3 protein-coding genes are annotated in these 23639 nt (G+C 63.8%); all 3 read right to left on the bottom strand.

What is annotated here, in order from left to right:
- Positions 1-31 precede the first annotated feature (31 nt).
- Genes OZ911_RS20145 through OZ911_RS20155 form a run of 3 tightly spaced genes read right to left on the bottom strand, consistent with a single transcriptional unit; the run spans position 32 to position 23639 of the window.
- Positions 32-12358, bottom strand: a complete 12327-nt coding sequence (locus OZ911_RS20145) for a non-ribosomal peptide synthase/polyketide synthase (RefSeq protein ID WP_268968461.1) — start codon at positions 12356-12358, stop codon at positions 32-34.
- Complete coding sequence (locus tag OZ911_RS20150; protein WP_268968462.1) at positions 12355-20256, bottom strand: non-ribosomal peptide synthetase; 7902 nt, start codon at positions 20254-20256, stop codon at positions 12355-12357. Before OZ911_RS20150 ends, OZ911_RS20145 begins: the two co-directional genes overlap by 4 nt.
- An 11-nt stretch (positions 20257-20267) precedes the next feature.
- Positions 20268-23639 (bottom strand): non-ribosomal peptide synthetase, encoded by a 3372-nt coding sequence (locus OZ911_RS20155; RefSeq protein WP_102689648.1) that lies wholly within the window; start codon positions 23637-23639, stop codon positions 20268-20270.

The following is a 23639-nucleotide window of genomic DNA, read 5'->3' on the forward strand; positions in this document are numbered from 1 at the left end:
ATTCCTTGAAAAAACCGCCTGGCGCTTGCACTCAGGCAGCGCCAGTCACGGAGAGGCAGTGATCAATCAGCAGTTCAAGTTCTTCGCGATAGCTTTCCATCAGGGCGTCGATGGTCTGCGCCCGATAACGACGTTTGCTGTAGACGCATCGCAATGAAAGCGAGCCGTCGTAGACCTGGCCGACGATCTCCAGCCAGTTGGCCAGGCGCGCCCTCGGGCTATAGCAATCGCCTGACCCTTCCGGCGCAGGCTCAAGCAAAGCGTGCTTGTCAAAGCTTTGGTCGAACTGACCGAAATAGTTGAACGTCACCCGCGGTTGAGCTACTGCCGCCAGGCGCTCGCGCATCCGAGGTTCGCCCAGGTAACGCAACACGCCATAACCGACCCCCTTGTCAGGTACCGCCGCCAATTGCCGTTGCGTGGCCAGGATCGACTCACCGACCGCCGCAGCCTCGCCAGGGGCGAGACGTACCGGGAACATGCTGGTAAACCAGCCCACTGTCCGGGACAGATCCACGCCTTCGTAAAGGTCTTCGCGACCATGTCCTTCCAGCTGGATCAATGCGGCCTCTTCGCCACTCCAACGGCACAGCACACGTGCCAGCGCCGCCAGTAGGATGTCGTTCACCTGCGTGCGATAGGCGGCAGGCGCCTGTTTGAGCAACTGCGCAGTCTTTTCCCGTGTCAGGTACAGATGGGCGGCCGCCTGCTCGCTGACCTCATTGCGCCCGCGCGGGTTGTCGCAAGGAAACTCGTTCGACAGCGGTTCGAGTTGAGCAAGCCACCAGTCACCCTGCTGCGCGCCAATCGATGCAGCCTCTTTTCGCAGAAGCTCTGCCCAGGCCCTGTAGCTCGTGGTGCGAGCAGGCAATGCCGGCGTGTCACCCTGGGTACAGGCCTGGTAAGCCCGCTGCAGGTCTTCGAGCAGTACCCGCCATGACACACCGTCCATGACCAGGTGATGGATGACCAGCAACAGTCGCGCCTGCCCATCGGCAAGCTGTACGTGCACAGCTCGCCAGACAGGTCCATCGACAAGCCTCAGGCTACGTTGAGCCTGATTCGCCAGCGTCATCAGCGCCTGCTCGTCACAAGCCTGTTCCCGCTGCAGCAGCGGTTGCCTGGCCTCATCAGGTGTCAGGTAGCGTTGCAGCCAACGACCGTTCTCCTGAACGAAGCGCAGCCGCAGGGCGTCATGGTGCGCTTCGATGCAGGCAAGCGCTTGGTCGAGCGCATCCAGGTCCAGCGCGATGCGCGGTTTGAGCATCAGGGCCTGGTTGAAGTGCGCGGGGTCCGCAAGCGCCTCGGCGAACATCCACTCCTGGATGGGCAGCAGATTGAACAGGCCGTCGACCGCCCCGGTATCGGCCACCTGCACGGGTGCATGGTCGGCCTGCTCCTGTTTGCCGACGATCGCCTCGATCGTCTGATAACGCAGCACATCACGGAGTTTGAGTTCCATGTCCAAGGTCGGGTGATTCCTCACCCGAGACACCACCTGCAGGCTGAGGATGGAGTCGCCGCCAAGCTCGAAGAAGTTGTCCGTAATGCCAATGGGATCGACCTGCAGTACCTCTTCCCAGATCTGCGCCAGCAATCGCTCCTGTTCATTGCGAGGAGCGACATGCCCTGACGACTCGAATACCGGATCCGGCAGGCGCTTGCGGTCGAGCTTGCCGTTCGGCGTGACCGGGAATGAAGGCAACACGATGATCTGCGACGGCACCATGTACTCCGGCAATTGGGCAGCCAGTACGGCTCTCAAAGCCTTCGCCATGCTCGTGTCTTCGCCTACCACATACCCGATCAGTTGCTTGCCCACCGTCGTTTCGTGCACGACAACGACGGCGTCCCGCACCCCGTCCTGGGTACGCAGAGCGGCTTCGACTTCACCGAGCTCGATCCGGAACCCCCTGATCTTGACTTGGTTGTCGATACGGCCCACGTAGTCGACCACACCGTCATCCCGTCTACGTACCAGGTCACCGCTGCGGTACAGACGGGCACCCTCCTTACCCAATGGGTCAGGCACGAAGCGCTCCGCAGTCAGGGCCGGGCGGCCATGATAGCCGCGAGCGACGCCGTCGCCGCCGATCATCAATTCGCCCGCGAAGCCCGGAGGCAGCGGGTTGAGCTCGTCATCGAGTACACGAAGGGAGCGCCGACCGACCGCATGGCCGATAGGCGCATAGGCAGCCGCACAATGACCGTCTCCAGGCACCTTCCACAAAAGCGGCGTCACCACCGTTTCGGTAGGGCCGTAGCCATTGGTCATCCAGGTGGGCTTGAGGGCCTTCCTGACCTGCTCGAACGTCTGTTCGGGCACCGCATCGCCACCAAAGCAGTAGATCTGCACCGGTGGCGGCTGATCGCCGCTGGCCTGCACCGACTCTGCCAACTGCTTGAGGTAGGCCGGCGGGAAACAGGCGATGGTGATGCGCTGGCGCCACAAAGCCTGCAGGGTCTGCTCCACTGTCCACACGTCACCGTCGCGTATGACCAGCGTGCCACCGCAGAGCAGGGTACTCAGCCAGCGCTCCTGAGCACCATCGAAGGCGAACGACATGAAATGCAGTTCTCGCGTCGAGGGCCCCATTTCGTATCGCTCCACGATAGCCTGACAATGCCGGCTCAATGGGCCCTGGGCGACAGCTACGCCTTTTGGCTTGCCGGTCGAGCCCGAGGTGTAGATCAGGTAGGCCAGGTTGCCGTCTTCGATGGCCGCAGGAGGCAGCGTCGGCTGGGGGACCCGCTGATCAGCAACAGGCTCGATGACGTGTACACGTTCCAGTGACGGCAGGCGCTGCAGCAGCGAGTGGCGCGTCACCAGCAGCTGCATGCCCGAATCCTCGATCATCCAGGCCAGGCGATCTGCCGGGTACTCGAGATCCAGAGGTACATAGGCAGCCCCCGTCTTCATGATCGCCAGCAACGTCACGACCAGCTCCAGCGACCGCTCCAGGGCCACGCCGACGATCACTTCGGGCGCGGCACCCTTGAGCCGCAGCACGGTGCACAGATGCTCGGCCTGCCGCTCCAGCTCCGCGTAGGTGAGGCTTCGCTCGGCACACACCAGCGCGACGGCATCCGGTTGGCGCTGAGCTTGCGCTGCAATCGACTGCGCCAGTGTCTGCGTACCATAGACCGTCGCAGGCTCGGCGCCCCATTGCGCTGCCTGCTCCAGTTGGGCAGGCAGCAAGCACTGCAGATTGCCAAGCCTCGCCCGAGGCTGGCTCAACATGGCGTCCAGTGTGGCTTCCATGGTCTGCCGGATGCCTTGTACCGACGCTTCACTGAAGCTGTTGCGCAGGTACAGGTATTCAATCGACAAGGTGTCGTTGAGATGCACGGCCAAGTCCATGGGAACGTTGGTCACACCCACGCCACTGGATTCGCCAAAGCCCACTTCGGCATCGGACGACTCGCGCATGCTCTCGTCGATCGGGTAGTTCTCGAACACGATAATGCTGTCGAACAGCGTCTGACCTGGGGTACCGGACCACCTCTGGACATCGTTCAGTGGGGTATGTGACCAGTTGCGCAGCTCCAGGTTGTAAGCCTGCAGGTCACGGAGCCAGTCCTCCAGGCAGGCGGTCGGGTCAAGTTCCTGCGATACCGGCAATGTGTTGATGAACAGCCCCAAGGTGCTGTCCGCGCCCGGCAGCGACTCCGGCCGACCAGCGACGGTCGCCCCGAAGGTGACTGCAGATTTGGCCGTGTAGCGCTGCAGCAACAACAGCCAGGCGCCCTGGATTACGGTGTTGGGCGTGACTCTCAGGTTTCGGCAGTAATCCTGCAGGCGCGTCGTCCACGCTTTGTCCCAGCGTGAATAGAGTGCGTTGTGCCCGGTTTCGTTGGCGCTGTGTCGCGGGTGAATCGTCTGGGCCAACAAGGTAGGCTCGACACCTGCCAGACTTTCACGCCAGAAGGCCTCCTGCCGCCCCTTGTCCTGGGCCTGCAGCCACGCGATGAAATCACCATAACGACCGACACTGCCGGACACTGGTTTGCCGGCGTAGTGCTGCATGACCTCGGCAAACAGCCGGGAGGTGCTCCAGCCGTCCATCAAGATGTGGTGGCTGGTCCAGATCATGTGATAGGTGTTCGAGTCCAGCTTCACCAGCAATAGCCTATGCAGAGGTGCCTGGGTCAGGTCGAAACCGTTCAGCCACTCTTCATGGGCAAGCGCCTGCACGGTCGCGTCAGGCGCCTCGCTGCCCTGCAGATCGATTTCCCTTACGGGCATCTGCGCCTGTGTATGGACAACCTGCAGCGGTTCGGCCAGGCCGGCCCAGTGGAAACTGGTACGCAGCACCTCGTGACGCGCGGTCACCGCTGCCCATGCCTGAATGAAAGGTGCGGTCTTCAGGCCGGTCACCGGCAGGCTGACCTGATGGATATACAGCCCTTCACCCTTCTCCTCGATGGAATGGAACAGCATGCCCTGCTGCATCGGCGAGAGCGGGTAGACATCTTCGATGACGTCGGCGGACAGGGGCAACAACGCTCGCTGTTCTTCACTGACGGCGACTCGGGCAATGACTGGCGCTTCGGATACAGGCGCATGGCGCTCCAACGTCGCGGCGAGCTGAGCGATGGTCTGGTGCTCGAATACCCGTTTCGGAGAGACGTCGTAACCTGCAAGCCGCGCCTTGCTGGCGATGCGGATCGACACGATCGAGTCGCCACCAAGCTCGAAGAAGTTGTCGTGAATACCTACCTGTTCCCGCTGCAGGACTTCCTGCCAGATCAGCGCCAGGGCGCTTTCGACTTCGTTGCTCGGGGCGCTGTATTGCTGCACGTTGGCCTTGAGCTCGGGCATCGGCAGGCGCTTGCGGTCCAGCTTGCCGTTGGGTGACAGCGGCATGCTGTCGAGCAGAACGTAATGGTAAGGCACCATGTAATCAGGCAGCCGTCGCGCCAGTACGGCCTTTACATCGTTCAGGTGTTCTTCACGGTCGATGACGACAAACGCCACCAGTTGCTTGCCGGTCGCCAGGTCGATTGCCAGGACAGCGGCTTCCTTCACGGCCGGGTGCTCCAGCAGGCTCGCCTCGATCTCGCCAAGCTCGATACGCAGGCCACGGATCTTCACCTGGTGGTCGATCCGCCCAGCGTACTCGATCACCCCGTCTTCACGCTGGCGCGCCAGGTCACCTGTGCGGTAGAGACGCTCCCCGTCACCGAAGGGGCTGACACAGAAACGCTCGGCCGTCAGCATCGCGCGCTCATGGTAACCGCGGGCCAGGCCGATACCGCCCAGATACAGTTCGCCCGTGACCGGCGCAGGCACCGGGTTGAGCTCATCGTCAAGAATGTAGGTATGCAGGTTGGCAATCGGCCGGCCGATCGGAACGCTGTGACTTTGCTCGTCCACACAGTGCCAATGGGTGACGTCGATAGCCGCTTCGGTAGGCCCGTACAGGTTGTAGAACTGGGTACCCGGCAGCAATGCCATCGCGCTGCGTTGCAGCTCAAGCGGCAGCGCCTCGCCGGAACACATCACCTGCCGTAGCGAAGTACAGGCCGCCTGCGGGCTGTCACCACTGATGAAGGCCTGCAGCATCGATGGCACGAAGTGCAACGTGGTGATGGCTTCGGTCTCGATCAGCCGCATGAGCAGCGCCGGGTCGCGATGTTCGCCCGGTTGGGCGAGCACCAGTCGGGCTCCCGTCATCAACGGCCAGAAAAACTCCCAGACCGATACATCGAAGCTGAAAGGGGTTTTCTGCAGGACCTTGTCATCGGTGCGCAACGCGTAGGCGTCCTGCATCCAGAACAGCCTGTTCAGCAGCGCTTCGTGGGTATTGGCGGCACCTTTGGGCTTGCCCGTCGAGCCGGAGGTGTAGATCACATAGGCCAGGTTGCCAGGGTGCCCTGCAAACGCCAGGTTGTCAGCCGGCCACGTCAGGCAGTCATCCAGCTCATCAAGCATCAGGGTGTGGATGTGTGGACAGGCAGGTAGCTGGACATTTCGATGGGTCAACAGCAGCTGGATTCGACTGTCTTCGATCATGTACGCCAGACGGTCCTGGGGATATTCAGGGTCGAGAGGGACATAGGCCCCCCCTGCTTTCAGGATTGCCAGCAATCCCACAACCATGTCCACCGAACGTTCCAGGGCAATACCGACCAATACGTCCGGGCCCACGCCGCGCTCGCGCAAGCGGTGCGCCAGGCCATTGGCGCGGACATTGAGCTGCCGGTACGTGAGCTGCTGCCCAGCAAATACCAGGGCGACGGCCTCGGGTCGTTGCAGTACCTGGGCCTCGAACAACTGGTGCACGCAGTGAGCGCCAGGGTAATCGACCGTCGTGTGGTTCCATTCCTCCACGATGCGACGGCATTCATCCACACCCAACATCGGCAGCTCGGAAATAAGACGCTGCGGCTTCTGGATGATGGCATGCAGCAGGTTGGCGAAGTGCCCGGCGATTTGCTCGATGTCCCGGTCACTGAAGCTCGAACGGTCATAGCTGTAGTGAACGGACAACTGCGCACCCAGGCCAATGGCCAAGGTCAAGGGGTAGTTGGTCTGCTCGTGAATGTGCGTGTCGATGAACCTCAAGCCTGCGGGAGCACCCTCGCGCAGCGCCTCGGAGACAGGGTAGTTCTCGAACACCAGCAAGGTATCGAACAGCCCATCCGCCGCTACGCCAGCCAGGCGCTGGACGTCATACAGCGCGGTGTGTTCATGCTCGCGCAGTGCCAGGTTCCGCCCCTGCAGTTCGGTGACCCATTGCTCCACGGTGATCGTCGGCTGCAGCCGGTTGATCACCGGCAACGTATTGATGAACAGACCCAGCTGATGCTCCGCACCGGCCACTTCCGCCGGTCGGCCAGCGACCGTGGCGCCCACGGCGACGCATTCCTGGCCAGTATAACGTTGTAGCAGCAACAGCCAGGCCGCTTGCACCAGCGTATTGACGGTAACCCGTCGTTCACGGGCGAACTCACTCAGCGTGGGCTGCCAGTCCAGCACCTGATAATGATCGGCGTAACCGCTGTCCTTGTTCGACTTGCCTTGTCGGAACACTTGCGCCAGATGTGTCGGCTCCTGCAGATCCTGAAGCTGCTCTCGCCAGAAGGCTTCGCTGCGATCCTTGCCCTGTCCCTGCAGCCACTGGATGTAGTCACGGTAACGGCCAGGCTTACGCTCGGCCGGCTGCCCCGCGTAGTGCTGCAGCACCTCGCCAAGCAACTGCGAATTGCTCCAGCCATCCATGAGGATGTGGTGGCTGGTATAGATCAGGTGATGGCTATCGGGGCCTGTACGGATCGCGGTTATCCTGAGCAACGGATCATGCTGCAGGTCGAAGCCCTTGCGACGATCGTGCTCGGCCCAGACGCAGAGCTCGCGTTGCAGATCCTTGGACGCCGACCAGTCCAGTTCGGTGCAAGGGATCTGCACCTGCTCACGAATGATCTGCAAGGGCTGCTCGAACAAGGTGATGAAATTGGCACGCAGCACATCATGCTGCGCCGCCATCGCTTGCCAGGCTTGATCGAAGCGCGCAGCGTACAGGCCCTGAACGTCGACACGCATCTGGTTGATGTAATCTCCGGTCTGCTCATAGGCGCTGTGAAACAGCATCCCCTGCTGCATCGGCGACAACGGGTAGATGTCCTCGATTTCGACGAGGGGCACAGGCAAGGCGTCGAGTTGCGCCTGGTTCAAGTTGCACAGGGGGAAATCCGAAGGCGTCCTGCCGAAGGCACTTTCGGATACGCAGTGATCAATCAGATCCTGCAATTCCCGAGCGTATTCGGCTGCCAGGCGTTCGACCGTCGTGACCTCGAACATGGCCTGGCTGAAGGTCCAGTTCAGGCTCAGCTCGCCTTTGAATATCTGCCCATCGATCGATAACCAGTTGCCCAGCGGCGCTGTCTCGCCTCGGCTTGCGCCACTGTGCTCGGCAGCAGGCATGAGGAAGGCTGCCTGGCCGAGTTCGCCGGCAGGCTCGTCGAAGCTGGCATCGAACTGCCCGAGGTAATTGAAGGTGATCCTGGGTGGTGCCAGTTCCGCCAAGGCCTGGCTGGCCTCTTGGTCGCCCAGATAGCGCAGCGCTCCGAACCCAAGCCCCTTGTTGGGAACCGCACGCAGCTGCTCCTTGATGGTCTTGATCGAGGTGTCCATCGCCTCGGCGGTGCTGAGCCTGACCGGGAACATGCTCGTGAACCAACCAACGGTACGGCTGAGATCGACGTTATCGCACAGTTCCTCACGACCGTGCCCTTCCAGTTGCACGAGCACCTCTTCCTGCTTCGTCCAGCGGGCGATCACGCGGGCCAGGGCCGTCAACAACAGGTCGTTGACCTGAGTGCGATAAGCCCCAGGAGCGTCCTGCAGGAGCTGGCGGGTGTAGCGCTCATCGAGCCGTGTCCGGGCGACAGCTGCATGCCTGGCCTGCAGTGAACCGTCAACGTTGTCGCAAGGGAGCGTGGCATCGACCGCTGACAGTGCCTGCCAATACGGCAGTTCATTGCGCAATACCTCGCTGTTGGCGTACGTCTGCAGCGCCTCGGCCCATGCCTTGACGGAACTGGTCTTGGCTGGCAGGGAAATGGTCTGACCCAGCGCCTCCTGACGGTAGGCGGCCTGCAGGTCTTCGAGCAGAATTCGCCATGAAACGCCATCCACCGCCAGGTGGTGGATCACCAGCAGTAGCCGCTGGTTACCGTCGGGCAGGTCTGCCAGCACGGCTCGCAGCAGTGGCCCTTGCTGCAGATCGAGGCTGCGTTGCGCCTTGTCGCACAGCGCCTGCAGTTCGGACGGGTGCTGAAGTTGCGCTTGCCACAGGCAAGTCGCCTGGGCTGGCTCGCCGATCTGGCGATAGCAGGCCGACCAAGTGCTGCCGTCTTCCTGCTGGAAGCTCACGCGCAACGCATCGTGATGGGCCAGCAGCGCTTGCAGCGCGCGGTCGAGCACGTTGCTGTCCAAGGCCTGTCCGGGCTTGAGCAGAAGGGCCTGGTTCCAGTGGTGACGATCGGCGATGTCTTCGTTGAAGAATGCCTGGTGAATCGGCAAGAGCTGCATGCGCCCCTGCACCGCGCCCTGATCAATCTGCATGGCCGGGGCGTGCCCCTTGGCGACCACGGCCGCCAGCCCCTCGACTGTCTGCAGCTGGAATAGCTGTTTGGGCGTGAACGTCATGCCCTCGCGGCGGGCCCTGCTGACCACCTGGATCGAGATGATCGAGTCGCCGCCCAGTTCGAAGAAGTTGTCGGTGGCCCCTACCCGTTCAAGCTTGAGGACGTCAGCCCAGATCGCGGCGATTCGCGCCTCGAGAGGGGTGCGCGGCGCCACATGGTGTTTCTGCCGCTGACGTACATCCGGGCGTGGCAATGCCTTGCGATCCAGCTTGCCGTTTGGGGTCAGCGGCAGCGCGTCGACGAACAGCAGATGGCTGGGAACCATGTAGTCCGGCAGTGTGGCCTTGAGGTGCCGGCGCAGGTGTTCTTCCAGCTCGCCAGCGTGTACATCGACCACCAGATAGGCGGCCAACTGCTTGCCACCCGGCCCATCGATATCGATTACCACGGCCTCGCGCACGCTGTCGTGCTCCAGGAGCTTGGACTCGATCTCGCCAAGCTCGATGCGCAGGCCGCGAATCTTCACCTGATGGTCGAGGCGGCCAGCGTATTCGATTACGCCGCCCGAGCGGTACCGCGCCAGGTCCCCGGTGCGGTAAAGGCGCGCACCACCCTGCTCGCTCCGATCAAGCGGGTCGGGCACGAACCGCTCCGCCGTAAGCCCCGGACGACGATGATATCCACGCGCCAGACCCACACCACCCAGGTAGAGCTCGCCTGCCACACCTTGCGGCACCGGCAGCAAGGCACTGCTGAGGACATGGGTCTTGAGGTTGTCGATAGGTGTGCCGATCGGCACACTGCCATTGGCTTGCGCCTGGCAGGTCCAGTGGGTAACGTCGATCGCCGCTTCCGTCGGGCCGTAAAGGTTGAAAAGCCCGACGTGCTTGAGCCTGGCCAGGACCTGCTCTGAAAGGTCAGCAGGCAATGCTTCGCCACTGCACACCACGCGCTTGAGGGTTTCGCACCGCTCCACGTGCTCGCTGGTCATGAAGGCCTGAAGCATGGACGGAACAAAATGCAGGGTCGTGACCCTGTGTTGCCTGATCGCCTCCACCAGGCGTTCGGGGTCCCGGTGATCGCCAGGGCGAGCCACTGCCAGCCGCGCACCGGTGAACAGTGGCCAGAAGAATTCCCACACCGATACGTCAAAGCTGAAGGGCGTCTTCTGCAGCACGGTATCGCCGTGATCCAGACCGTAGGCCTTCTGCATCCACCAGAGCCGGTTGACCAGCGCCTGGTGCGTGTTGCCGGCGCCCTTGGGCCTGCCGGTCGAGCCCGACGTGTAGATCACGTAGGCCAGATCGGCCGGTACGTTGAGGTTGACAGGGTCGACGTCGCTATAGGCAGCCAGCCATTCATCTGCGTCATCAAGCACAATGCAGGCCATGCTGGGGGCGATTGGCAACTGGTCGCGCAGGGTAGTCTGGGTCAGCAGCAGACGAATGCCGCTGTCCTCCATCATGTAGGCCAGGCGCTCGGCCGGGTAGTCGGGATCGAACGGCACATAGGCGCCCCCGGCCTTCAGAACGGCGAGCAGCCCGACCACCATCTCGAGCGAACGCTCCACCGCGATCCCTACCAGCACGTCCGGGCCCACGCCGTTGTCGCGCAACGCGTGAGCGAGCCGGTTGGCGCGCTGGTTCAGTTGACGGTAGGTCAACACATCCTCGCCGAACAGCACCGCAGGGGCCTGGGGCGTCGCACGGGCTTGCGCTTCGATCAGCTGATGCATGCCCTGGTCGGCAGGGTAGGACGCTTGAGTGCTGTTCCACTGCTCCACAATCTGGCGATGCTCTTGCTGCCCGAGCATCGGCAACTCGGCGACAAGCTGCCAAGGACGCTCGGCGATTGCCTCCAACAAGTGGGTCAAATGCGAAGCCATGCGCGCGACCGTCGATGCTTCAAACAGCGCAGTCGCGTAGTTGAGCTCTACCGCAATCCCATGCTCATGCTCGACCGTGTTCAGCGTGAGGTCGAACTGCGCGGTCTGTCGCTCCCAGGCGATGCCTTCGACCTGCAGACCCTGCAGGCGCCGGGCATTTCCCCTGGCTTGCGCCTGGTGGTTGTACATGACCTGGAACAACGGGCTGTGACTCAGGCTTCGTTCCGGGTGCAGCGCTTCTACCAGTTGCTCGAAAGGCAGGTCCTGATGCGCCTGGGCGGCCAGCGTGGTCTTGTGCATCTGGCTGAGCAAGCCCGTGAATGTCAGCGAGCTATCGAACTGCGCCTTGAGTACCTGGGTGTTGACGAAGAAACCGATCAGCCGCTCGGTTTCGACCCGGTTACGATTGGCGATGGGAATCCCGACACGCACTTCATCCTGACCAGAATACCGGTGCAGCAGGGTCTGGAAGCTGGCCAGCAGCAGTGTGAAAAGCGTCACCCCCTGCTGTTGCGCCTGTTGCTTGAGCGCGTCGGCCAGTGCTGATTCGAGCTCGAACTTCAGGCTCGCGCCTTCGAAGCGCTGCGTCGCCGGACGCGGCCGGTCGCTGGGCAGTTCCAGCACCGGGTGTTCATCCCCCAGGTGGGCCCGCCAATACGCCAGCTGACGCTCCTGCTCGCCTGCCTCCATCCAGTGCCGCTGCCAGATGGCATAGTCGGCATACTGAATGGGCAGCGGAGCAAGGTCCACGGCCTCGCCGGTACATGCGTGGGCGTAATGCCCGATGAGCTCGTCGACCAGCACCTGCATTGACCAGCCATCGGTAGCGATATGGTGCAGGGTGATGATCAACACATGGTCATGCGCGTGCAAACGCAGCAACCTGACCCTGGTCGGCCACTGGCGCTCCAGGTCAAAGGGCGTGCGAGCCTCAGATTCGACCCATGCCTTGATCTGTAAGTCGGTTTCCGGCGCCGCCCCGACGTCGACGGGTTGCGCGTCGATTTCGAACGATTCTGGCGGGTGAATGACCTGAACGAGCTGTTCGTCATCGAGCGAGAACGTGGTGCGCAAGGTCTGGTGCCGTACGATCAAGGCCTGGAAGGCGCCACGCAGGGCGTCGATATCCAGTGCGCCCTGCAGTCTCAGCGCAATAGCCAGGTTGTAGGCCGTGCTCTGCGGATCCATCTGCCACAGGAACCATTGACGCTGCTGGGCGAACGATACCGGAACGCGGTCGAACAGCGACTGGGTGCAAGGCACTGGCAAGTTAGCCGGAGAAATGTTCTCGGCGTGCATCTTCTGCAGATACAGCTTGCGCTTGGCCAGCGGCAGCGTGACAAAACGCGTGGCGATATTCAGCGCGGCATCGTTACTCATTCATTCACCTCGAACTCTTCAAAAAGCCTATCCAGACGCTGCAGTTTTTCGTCGAAAGCCGACGCATCGCCGATGGATTCGATGTATCTGGCAAAATCGCCAAGGACCGGGTGCTGGAAGAGAACGGCCGGTTCCACGGTCAATCCCAGCGAAAGTTGCAAGCGCGAGAGCACTGATAGCGCCAACAGCGAGTGCCCTCCCAACTCGAAGAAATTGTCATTGAGGCCGACCTTCTCGACATTCAGCAGCTGCGCCCAGACGGCAGCGATCTGCTGCTCCACCTCGCTCTGCGGCGCGACATGGCCTTGCTGCGATACGCCAGGATCAGGCTGGGGCAACGCTTTGCGGTCGAGCTTGCCGTTGGGTGTCAGCGGCAGTGCATCGAGCCAGGTGAGGTACGCGGGGACCATGTAATCCGGCAAGGTCGCGCGCAGCTGTTCGCGCAGATGGCGACGCAGGGCGCTGCGCTGTTCCTCCGTCGCGACCGCTGCTTCGCCGCTCGAGACCAGGTAGCCGGCCAGTTGCTTGCCACCAGGGCCATCGATGTCGATGACCACCGCCTCGCGCACAGCAGGATCATCGATCAGCCTTGCCTCGATCTCGCCCAGTTCGATGCGATAGCCACGCACCTTTACCTGGTGGTCGATGCGGCCCACGTACTCGAGCACCCCATCGCTGCGATAGCTGGCCAGGTCACCGGTACGGTAAAGCCGGCCACCACCCTGCCCGCTGCGATCGTATGGGTCCGGGACGAAGCGCTCGGCCGTCAATGCCGCGCGGCGCTGATAACCCCGCGCCAGGCCATCGCCACCGATCATCAGTTCCCCGGCCATGCCGATCGCGGCAGTCGACAGATCGTGCGCCATGACCTGCAAGGTCGTGTTGGCGATCGGCTTGCCCAGCAACGGCAAGGGATGTTGGTTGTCCAGGCAGTACGCCGCCGACCAGATCGTCGTCTCGGTTGGCCCGTACAGGTTCCAGATGCGCCCGCACAGCGCCAGCAACTGCTCGGCGAGGTCGACAGGCAGCGCCTCACCGCCACTGATGACCTTGCAACCGCGCAAGGTCTGCGCAGGCAGCGCCTGCAGCAGCATGCGCCAGGTCGAAGGTGTGGCCTGGAGGGTGGTGATGGCGTGGCGCTCGATCACAGCCTGCAGCGCCGACGGATCCTTGTTCTGGCGCTCGCCGATCAGCACCACCGAAGCCCCGGCCAGCAACGGCAGGTACAGCTCCAGGCCGGCAATGTCGAACGACAGCGAGGTCAGCGCCAGGACCCGATCGCCGGCATCGATCCCAGGCTCGACCGCCATGCTGGCAAGGAAGTTGACCAGTGCCTGGTGGCGCACCTCGACCCCCTTGGGCCGACCGGTGGAACCGGAGGTGTAGATGCAATAGGCAAGGTGCTCGGGATGCTGCTCGATACCGAGGTTCTCGCCATCGAAGGCCGCCACCTGATGCCAGTCGCTGTCCAGGCACCAGGTCTGCACGCTGTGGGTGGGCAGCTGCGGGAGCAGATGGCTGAGGGTCAGCAGCAGATGCGCCCCGCTCTGCTCCATCATGAACCCCAGGCGCTCGCGCGGATACTCCGGGTCCAATGGCACATAGGCGCCACCGGCCTTGAGGATCGCCAGCAGGCCAACGACCATTTCCACCGATCGCTCGACGGCAATCGCGACCAGCACATCCGGCCCGACGCCCATTGTGCGCAGCTTGCCCGCCAGGCGGTTGGCGCGCTGATTGAGCTCGCCATAGCTCAAGGTCTGCTCGGCAAACAACAGTGCCGGGGCCTCAGGGGTGCGCGCGACCTGCATTTCGAACAGCTCGGGCAGGCTGCGCTCATGCGGGTACTGCATCTGGGTACGGTTCCAGTCGTGGACGATGCGCTGTCGCTCTTCGTCATCGAGCATCTGCAGTTCACCGACCGGGGTATCGGCGTGCTGCACCAGGGCGTTCAGCAGATTGGCAAAGTGCCGGGCGATCTGCTCGACGCCGGTGTCGCCGAGGTGACTGCGGTCGTAGTGGTAGTGGATCGTCAGGGCATTGCCCGACTCGATCATCAGCGTCAGCGGATAGTTGGTCCGCTCGCGATTCTGCGTGCCTGAAAACGCCAGGCCTGCGCTGGAGCCCTGCTGCAGGACTTCCCCGACCGGGTAGTTCTCGAACACCAGCAGCGTGTCGAACAACGGCTCACCGGCCGAGCCCGCCCAACGCTGAATGTCGTAGAGCGGCGTGTGTTCATGTTCGCGCATGCTCAGGTTCTGTGCCTGCAGACGTTCGACCCACTCCCCCACCCGCAGGTCAGGCTGCAGCCTGGCTGCCACTGGTAGCGTGTTGATGAACAGGCCCAGCTGGTGCTCGACGCCACGCAGGTCCGCCGGCCGGCCGGCAACCGTGGCACCGAATGCCACGCCTTCCTGGCCGGTATAGCGGTGCACCAGCAGCAGCCAGGCTGCCTGCAGCAAGGTATTGACCGTCACCCGTCGTTGCCTTGCAAACGCGCTCAACGCCTGGGCGCAGGCTGCGTCGAGCGTCTGATGATGTTCGCCATGGCCGGTGTCCGCGCGGCTTCTATCCAGGCGCAGCGCCTGGGCCAGTCGCGTGGGCTCGCTGAGGTGCAGCAATTGCTGGCGCCAGAACGTCTCGCTCTGCTCGGCATCCTGGCGCTGCAGCCATTCGATATAGTCGCGGTAGCGCCCGGCCGGTCGCGCCAAAGCAACGCCCGCGTAGTGCTGCAACACCTCGCCCAGCAGCTGCGCATTGCTCCAGCCATCCATCAGGATATGGTGACTGGTGAAGACCAGGTGATGCTGCGCACTGTCTGTCTGGATGACTGTCAGTCGCAACAAGGGTGCCGCCTGCAGGTCGAAGCCACGCCGACGATCGGCCTCGGCCCAGGTATCCAGCCGCCCCTCGATGTCCTCCTGCGCGGTCCAGTCCAGCACGTCGAACGGCAGCTCGACGTGTTTGCGGATCACCTGCACCGGGCGTTCAAGGTTGGCGACGAATGCGGCGCGCAACACGTCGTGTCGGTCCAGCATTGCCTGCCAGGCACGCTTGAACCGCTCGATATCCAGGCCCGAAACGTTGACGCGCATCTGATTGACATACTCGCCCTGGCCTTGCTCGAAGACCGTGTGAAACAGCATGCCCTGCTGCATGGGCGAAAGCGGATAGATGTCCTCGATGGCACCTGCCGGAATCGGCAAGGCATCCAGCTGGGCCTGATCCAGCGCAGCCAGCGGGACATCGGACGGTGTCAGGGCGACTACGTCCTGATCGACGCAATGGTCGATCAGCGCCTGAAGCTCGCTGACATAGTCGTCGGCCACGGCCTGTACCGTGGCGCGGTCGAACATGTCCTGGCTGAACGTCCAGGCCAGGCTCAGCTCGCCAGCGTAGACCTGCCCGTTGATGGACAGCAGGTTTTCCAGCAAGGCCTCGGCAGACTGGCTAGCCCCGCTGCTCTCGCTGGCCGGCTGCAGGAATCGCTCCGTGGCTGTGCCTGGGCTTTCGGCAAAGGTGCTGTCAAGCTGCCCCAGGTAATTGAACGTGATGGGGGGCACTGGCAGGCGAGCCAGCACATCCCGTGCGTGCGAATCCCCCAGATAACGCAGCGCGCCATAACCGATGCCCTTGTCGGGGATCGCGCGGAGTTGTTCCTTGATCTGCTTGATCGAGGCATCGAGGGTCGGCGCCGCTGTCAGCTTCACCGGGAACAGGCTGGTCAACCAGCCGACAGTACGGGTCAGGTCGACCGCATCGAACAGGTCTTCACGGCCATGCCCTTCCAGTTGCACCAGCACCTCATCGCGCTGCGTCCAACGGGCGATCACACGGGCCAGGGCGGTCAGCAGCAAGTCGTTGACCTGGGTGCGGTAGGCGGCTGGCGCCTGTTGTAACAGCCGCGACGTTTGCTGCCGGTCCAGGCGCGCATGCACCGTCGCGGTGTGGCGGCCATGCAGCGATCCATCAGCCCTGTCCTGGGGCAGTTGCGCGTCGACCCCTTGCAACTGCGACTGCCAGTAACCGAGCTCTGCCTGCACTGCATCGCTCTGCGCGTAGGCCTGCAGCCGTTCGGCCCAGGCTTTGGTCGAGGTGGTCCTGGCGGGCAGCACGGCAGGTTGGCCTGCCACGTGGCGGTCATAGGCGTTCTGCAGGTCCTCCAGGAGAATGCGCCAGGACACCCCGTCCACCGCCAGGTGATGAATCACCAGGAGCAGGCGCTGGCTGCCATCGGGCAAGGTCGCCAGTACAGCGCGCAACAGCGGACCCTGTTGCAGGTTCAGGCTGCGCTGCGCTCGCTCGCACAGGGCTTGTAGCGCGTTCGCGTCGGTCAGGGTCTCTGCCCACAGCAGCCCGGCCTCAACGTCGCCCGGGGCGCAATGGGCGGCGAGCCATGCGCCTGCGTCCTGTTGTGGCGTGAAGCGCAGGCGCAACGCATCGTGATGCTCGACCAGCGTGTGCAAGGCCTTTTCCAGCGCGGCGCCATCGATAAGCCTCGTCGAGGCAAGCAGGACCGCCTGGTTCCAGTGATGAGGCTCGGCGATCGACTGTTCGAAAAACGCCTGCTGGATAGGCAGCAAGCGTGTCTCGCCGACCACCGGGGCCTGGTCGATCTGCGGGCCGCTGCCTTCCATGCGCGTGGCCACCGAGGCCAGGTCTTGTACGGTCTGATGCTGGAACAGCGCTTTGGGTGTGAAGTGGATCCCGGCCTGTCTCGCCCGGCTGACCACCTGGATCGAGATGATCGAATCCCCGCCCAGTTCGAAGAAGTTGTCCGTCACGCCGACCCGATCGAGCTTCAGGACCTCGGCCCAGATTGCCGCGATCTGTTGCTCCAGCTCGCTGCGCGGGGCCACGTAGCTGTCCTGCAGCACGCTTGCGTCGGGTTTGGGCAGGGCCTTGCGGTCCAGCTTGCCGTTGGCCGTTACCGGCAGGCGCTCAAGGAACAGCAGGTGGGTCGGGACCATGTAGTCGGCCAGCCCGTGCCTGAGGTGCTCGCGCAGTTCGCTGCGCAGTGCGTTCTGCTGCTGCGGGTCGGCCGGTGCTTCGCCGACCACCAGATACCCCGCCAGCTGCTTGCCACCCGGCCCGTCGATGTCCAGCACCACCGCCTCGCGCACGCTCGGGTGCTCGAGCAGGCGTGTCTCGATCTCGCCCAGTTCGATGCGCAGGCCGCGGATTTTCACCTGGTGGTCGAGACGGCCCTTGTACTCGATCACCCCGTCCGCCCGATAACGCGCCAGGTCACCGGTGCGGTACAGGCGACCGCCGCCCTGGGCCGTGCTGTCGAAAGGGTCCGGGACGAAGCGTTCCGCCGTCAGCGCCGGGCGCCGGTGATAACCGCGGGCCAGGCCGACGCCGCCCAGGTACAGCTCACCGGCAGCTCGTGGGGCGACACTCTGCAAACCGGCGCCGAGGATGTGCGTCTTCAGGTTGTCGATCGGGCGGCCGATCGGCACGCCGCTGTCGCTGCCTGGGCGGCAGGTCCAGTGGGTGACGTCGATGGCCGCTTCGGTCGGGCCGTAGAGGTTGTACAACTGGGCGCCCGGCAGGCGCGCCAGGGTCTGTTGCGCCAGCTCTGCGGGCAAGGCTTCGCCGCTGCACACCACGCGCTTGAGGCCGCTGCAGCGCTCGACCTCGGCGCTGCCCATGAACGCCTGCAGCATCGAAGGCACGAAGTGCAGCGTGGTCACCGCGTGCTGCCTGATCACCTCGACCAGGCGCTGCGGATCACGGTGTTCGCCCGGTTGTGCCACCGCCAGGCGTGCGCCGACAAGCAGCGGCCAGAAGAACTCCCAGACCGAGACGTCGAAACTGAATGGGGTCTTCTGCAACACGGTATCGCCGGCGTCCAGGCCATAGGCCTTCTGCATCCAGCACAGGCGGTTGACCAGCGCGCGATGGCTGTTGCCCGCGCCCTTGGGGCGGCCGGTGGAGCCGGAGGTGTAGATCACGTAGGCCAGGTTGTCCGGGCAGGTGTGGTGAACCAGGTTGGCCTCACTGTAGCCCGCCAGCGGCTCAAGCAGCAGCGGCTGCACACCCTCGGGCACCGGCAACTGCGCCAGCAGGTGGGCTTGCGTCAACAACAGGCCGATGCCGCTGTCCTGCATCATGTAGGCCAGGCGCTCGGCGGGGTATTCCGGGTCCAGCGGCACATAGGCGCCACCGGCCTTGAGAATGCCCAGCAGGCCGATGACCATGTCCACGCTGCGCTCGGCGGCAATGCCCACCAGCACGTCCGGCCCCACGCCCTGCTCGCGCAGCTTGTGCGCCAGCTGGTTGGCGCGCCGGTTCAGCTGGCCATAGCTCAGGGCCTGATCGGCAAATACCAGCGCCGGGGCATCCGGGGTGGCGGCGACCTGGGCTTCGATCAGTTGCTGCAGGCACTGCTCGACCGGGTAATCGGCCTGGGTGCGGTTCCAGTCGTGAAGCACCTGTTGTTGCTGGGTGGCATTCAGCAGTGGCAGCTCGGCGATGCGCTGCTGCGGCTGGGCGACGATGGCGGCCAGCAGGCCCTGCCAGTGCCCGGCGAGCTGGGCGATGGTGGCTTCGTCGAACAGCGCGGTGGCGTAGGTCAGGAACGCACCGATGCCGTGCTCATGCTCGAGCGTGTTCAAGGCCAGGTCGAACTGGGTGGTATGGATTTCCCAGTCGAGCGCCTCCAGGGTCAGGCCTGGCAGATGCCGTGCTTGGCCACGCCCCTCGCTGGCGTGGTTGTGCATCACCTGGAACAACGGGCTATGACTGAGGCTGCGCTCTGGCTGCAGGGCTTCGACCAGTTGCTCGAACGGCAGGTCCTGATGCGCCTGTGCGCCGAGCCCGGCCTGGTGCACCTGCTCGACCAGCGCATCGAAGGTGGTGGTCAGGTCGAATTCGGCCTTGAGCACCTGGGTGTTGACGAAGAAGCCGATGAGGCCCTCGACTTCGCTGCGATTGCGGTTGGCGATCGGGACGCCGACGCGGATATCGTTCTGCCCGCTGTAGCGGTGCAGCAGGGCCTGGAAGCTTGCCAGCAGCAACGTGAAGAGGGTCACGCCCTGGCGCTTGGCCAACAGCTTCAGCGCGTCCGCCAGCGCATCGGCGAGGGTGACGTCGAAGCGCGCGCCTGCCGGGCTCTGCACCGAGCCACGCGGGCGGTCCAGCGGCAATTCGAGCACAGGTTGTTCGTCCCCCAGCCGCGCCGTCCAGTAGCTCAGCTGCTTTTCGCGCTCGCCCGCTTCCATCCATTGCCGTTGCCACAACGCGTAGTCGGCATACTGCACCGGGAGCGCCGGCAGTCGCAGTGCCTGCCCGGATCTGGCAGCTTCGTAGAAACGCACCAGCTCGTCGACCATGATCGGTGTCGACCAGCCATCGGAGACGATGTGGTGCGAGGTCAGGACCAGCACATGGTCATCCGCCGCCAGGCGCAGCAGCTTGACCCGCAGCAAGGGGCCTTGCTCCAGGTCGAATGGCTGTTGAACTTCCTGCTCCACCCAAGCCTTGAGTGCCGCAGTGGCATCGGCACCGATGCCCTTGAGCGTTTCGATCACCAGCGCGAAGGGTGCCTCGGGGTGAATCACCTGCACCGGTTGGTCACCGTCGAGGTGAATGGTAGTGCGCAGGGTTTCGTGTCGAGCGATCAGGCCGTCGAAGCTGGCCTGCAACGCCTTGAGGTCGAGATCGCCCTTCAGGCGCAGGGCGACCGGAATGTTGTAAGCGCTGCCCTGGGGGTCCATCTGCCAGAGAAACCACTGCCGCTGCTGGGCGTAGGACAGTGCCAGGACCTCCTCCGGCGCCCTCGCAGGGATCGGCGCGACTCCGTACAAGTTGATTCCCTGACGCTTCAGGAGCATGGCCAGAGCGTGACGCTCTTTGGTGGACAACGATTTGACGGAGTCGAGCAACGCTTGCACTGATGTATCCCCTATGAAATCAGTTCATCAATTTCCTCCGTGGTTAGACGTTTGAGCGCCTCTAGCGATTTAGCCAGTTCTGCCTGAATCGGATCGATTTGCTGATTTTTCTCTTCGAGGCAGCGTGAGAAATCCTCCAGCCGGGGCTGTTCGAACAGTGCCTTCAAGGTGGCGTCGATGCCCGTCGCCTCACGAACGCGTACGATCACCTGGGTGGCAGACAGCGAATGGCCGCCCAGGGCGAAGAAGTTATCCGTCACGCCCACCTGGTCGAGTTTCAGGACCTCGGCCCAGATCGTCGCAATCTGTTGCTCCAGCTCGCTGCGCGGGGCCACGTAGCTGTCCTGCAGCACGCTTGCGTCGGGTTTGGGCAGGGCCTTGCGGTCCAGCTTGCCGTTGGCCGTCACCGGCAGGCGCTCGAGGAACAACAGGTGGGTCGGGACCATGTAGTCGGCCAGCCCGTGCCTGAGGTGCTCGCGCAGTTCGCTGCGCAGTGCGTTCTGCTGCTGCGGGTCGGCCGGTGCTTCGCCGACCACCAGATACCCCGCCAGCTGCTTGCCACCCGGCCCGTCGATGTCCAGCACCACCGCCTCGCGCACGCTCGGGTGCTCGAGCAGGCGTGTCTCGATCTCGCCCAGTTCGATGCGCAGGCCGCGGATTTTCACCTGGTGGTCGAGACGGCCCTTGTACTCGATCACCCCGTCCGCCCGATAACGCGCCAGGTCACCGGTGCGGTACAGGCGACCGCCGCCCTGGGCCGTGCTGTCGAAAGGGTCCGGGACGAAGCGTTCCGCCGTCAGCGCCGGGCGCCGGTGATAACCGCGGGCCAGGCCGACGCCGCCCAGGTACAGCTCACCGGCAGCTCGTGGGGCGACACTCTGCAAACCGGCGCCGAGGATGTGCGTCTTCAGGTTGTCGATCGGGCGGCCGATCGGCACGCCGCTGTCGCTGCCTGGGCGGCAGGTCCAGTGGGTGACGTCGATGGCCGCTTCGGTCGGGCCGTAGAGGTTGTACAACTGGGCGCCCGGCAGGCGCGCCAGGGTCTGTTGCGCCAGCTCTGCGGGCAAGGCTTCGCCGCTGCACACCACGCGCTTGAGGCCGCTGCAGCGCTCGACCTCGGCGCTGCCCATGAACGCCTGCAGCATCGAAGGCACGAAGTGCAGCGTGGTCACCGCGTGCTGCCTGATCACCTCGACCAGGCGCTGCGGATCACGGTGTTCGCCCGGTTGTGCCACCGCCAGGCGAGCGCCGACAAGCAGCGGCCAGAAGAACTCCCAGACCGAGACGTCGAAACTGAACGGGGTCTTCTGCAACACGGTATCGCCGGCGTCCAGGCCATAGGCCTTCTGCATCCAGCACAGGCGGTTGACCAGCGCGCGATGGCTGTTGCCCGCGCCCTTGGGGCGGCCGGTGGAGCCGGAGGTGTAGATCACGTAGGCCAGGTTGTCCGGGCAGGTGTGGTGAACCAGGTTGGCCTCACTGTAGCCCGCCAGCGGCTCAAGCAGCAGCGGCTGCACACCCTCGGGCACCGGCAACTGCGCCAGCAGGTGGGCTTGCGTCAACAACAGGCCGATGCCGCTGTCCTGCATCATGTAGGCCAGGCGCTCGGCGGGGTATTCCGGGTCCAGCGGCACATAGGCGCCACCGGCCTTGAGAATGCCCAGCAGGCCGATGACCATGTCCACGCTGCGCTCGGCGGCAATGCCCACCAGCACGTCCGGCCCCACGCCCTGCTCGCGCAGCTTGTGCGCCAGCTGGTTGGCGCGCCGGTTCAGCTGGCCATAGCTCAGGGCCTGATCGGCAAATACCAGCGCCGGGGCATCCGGGGTGGTGGCGACCTGGGCTTCGATCAGTTGCTGCAGGCACTGCTCGACCGGGTAATCGGCCTGGGTGCGGTTCCAGTCGTGGAGCACCTGTTGTTGCTGGGTGGCATTCAGCAGTGGCAGCTCGGCGATGCGCTGCTGCGGCTGGGCGACGATAGCGGCCAGCAGGCCCTGCCAGTGCCCGGCGAGCTGGGCGATGGTGGCTTCGTCGAACAGCGCGGTGGCGTAGGTCAGCGTTACCGCGATCCCCGCCGCGTGCTCCACGGTTTCCAGGGTCAGATCAAACTGCGCGGTCCTGCGCTCCCAGTCCAGGGTCTCGACAGTCAGCCCAGGCAGTTGCCGAGCCTGCCCGCGTGCTTCGGTCTGGTGGTTGTACATGACCTGGAACAGCGGGCTATGGCTGAGGCTGCGCTCGGGTTGCAAGGCTTCGACCAGTTGCTCGAACGGCAGGTCCTGATGGGCCTGGGCGCCAGCGACGCGTCGCTGAACCTGCTCGAGCAGGTCAGTGAAGGTCGTGCCCAGGTCGAATTCGGCCTTGAGTACCTGGGTGTTGACGAAAAAGCCGATCAGGCCTTCGGTTTCCATACGATTGCGATTGGCCGTGGGTATGCCGACCCGGATGTCGTTCTGCCCGCTGTAGCGATGCAGCAGGGTCTGGTAGCTGGCCAGCAGGAGCATGAACAATGTCACGCCCTGATCCTGCGCCAGCTGTTTGAGGGCGGCGCACAGTGCATCGTCCAGGGGGATATCCAAGCTTGCCCCTGCCCGGCTCTGCAAGGCCGGCCGGGGATGGTCGGTCGGCAGTTCCAGGACCGGCTGTTCACCCCCCAGCTCGGCCTCCCAGTACGCCAGCTGACGCTCCAGCTCGCCCGCTTCCAGGCATTGGCGCTGCCAGATGGCATAGTCGGCATACTGGATCGGCAGGGCCGGCAACGATGCTGGCTGACCGAGGCGAAGCCCCTCGTAGCTGCGGATCCACTCGTCCAGCAGTATCGGCATCGACCAGCCATCGGAGACGATATGGTGCATGACCAGGATCAGTACGTGATCGGCCTCGTCCACCTGCAGCAGCCTCACCCGCCACAGGGGCGCCTGCCCCAGGTCGAAGGGTTGGCCGGCCTCTGCTTCGATACGCCGTTTCAGGCGCTCGGCGAAATCCCCCGCCTCTGCAAAAGGCTCCCGAACTATTTCCACCCGCACGCGTGGATCAACGACCTGAACAGGCTGGTCAGCGTCCTGGGCAAAAGCAGTACGCAGGCTTTCATGGCGTTGAACCAGGTCTTCAAGGCTGCGCTGCAGCAGGTCGCCATCCAGCGCCCCCTTGAAACGCACGGCCATGCTGATGTTGTAGGCCGCGCTCTGCGGCTCGAACTGCCAGAGAAACCACTGTCGCCGCTGGGCGTACGACAGGCCGATGGGGCCCCATTCGTCGCGTATCTGCGGGATCGGCAGCCGAGCGAAGCTCATGCCTTTGGACTGCATCTTTTCAAAAAATTGCTTGCGCTGCTCCAATGGCAGATGCAGGAACCGTTTAACCAGCTCGATGTTCTGGGCCGTCAT

The organism is Pseudomonas fortuita, from assembly GCF_026898135.2.
GTDB classification, from domain to species: domain Bacteria; phylum Pseudomonadota; class Gammaproteobacteria; order Pseudomonadales; family Pseudomonadaceae; genus Aquipseudomonas; species Aquipseudomonas fortuita.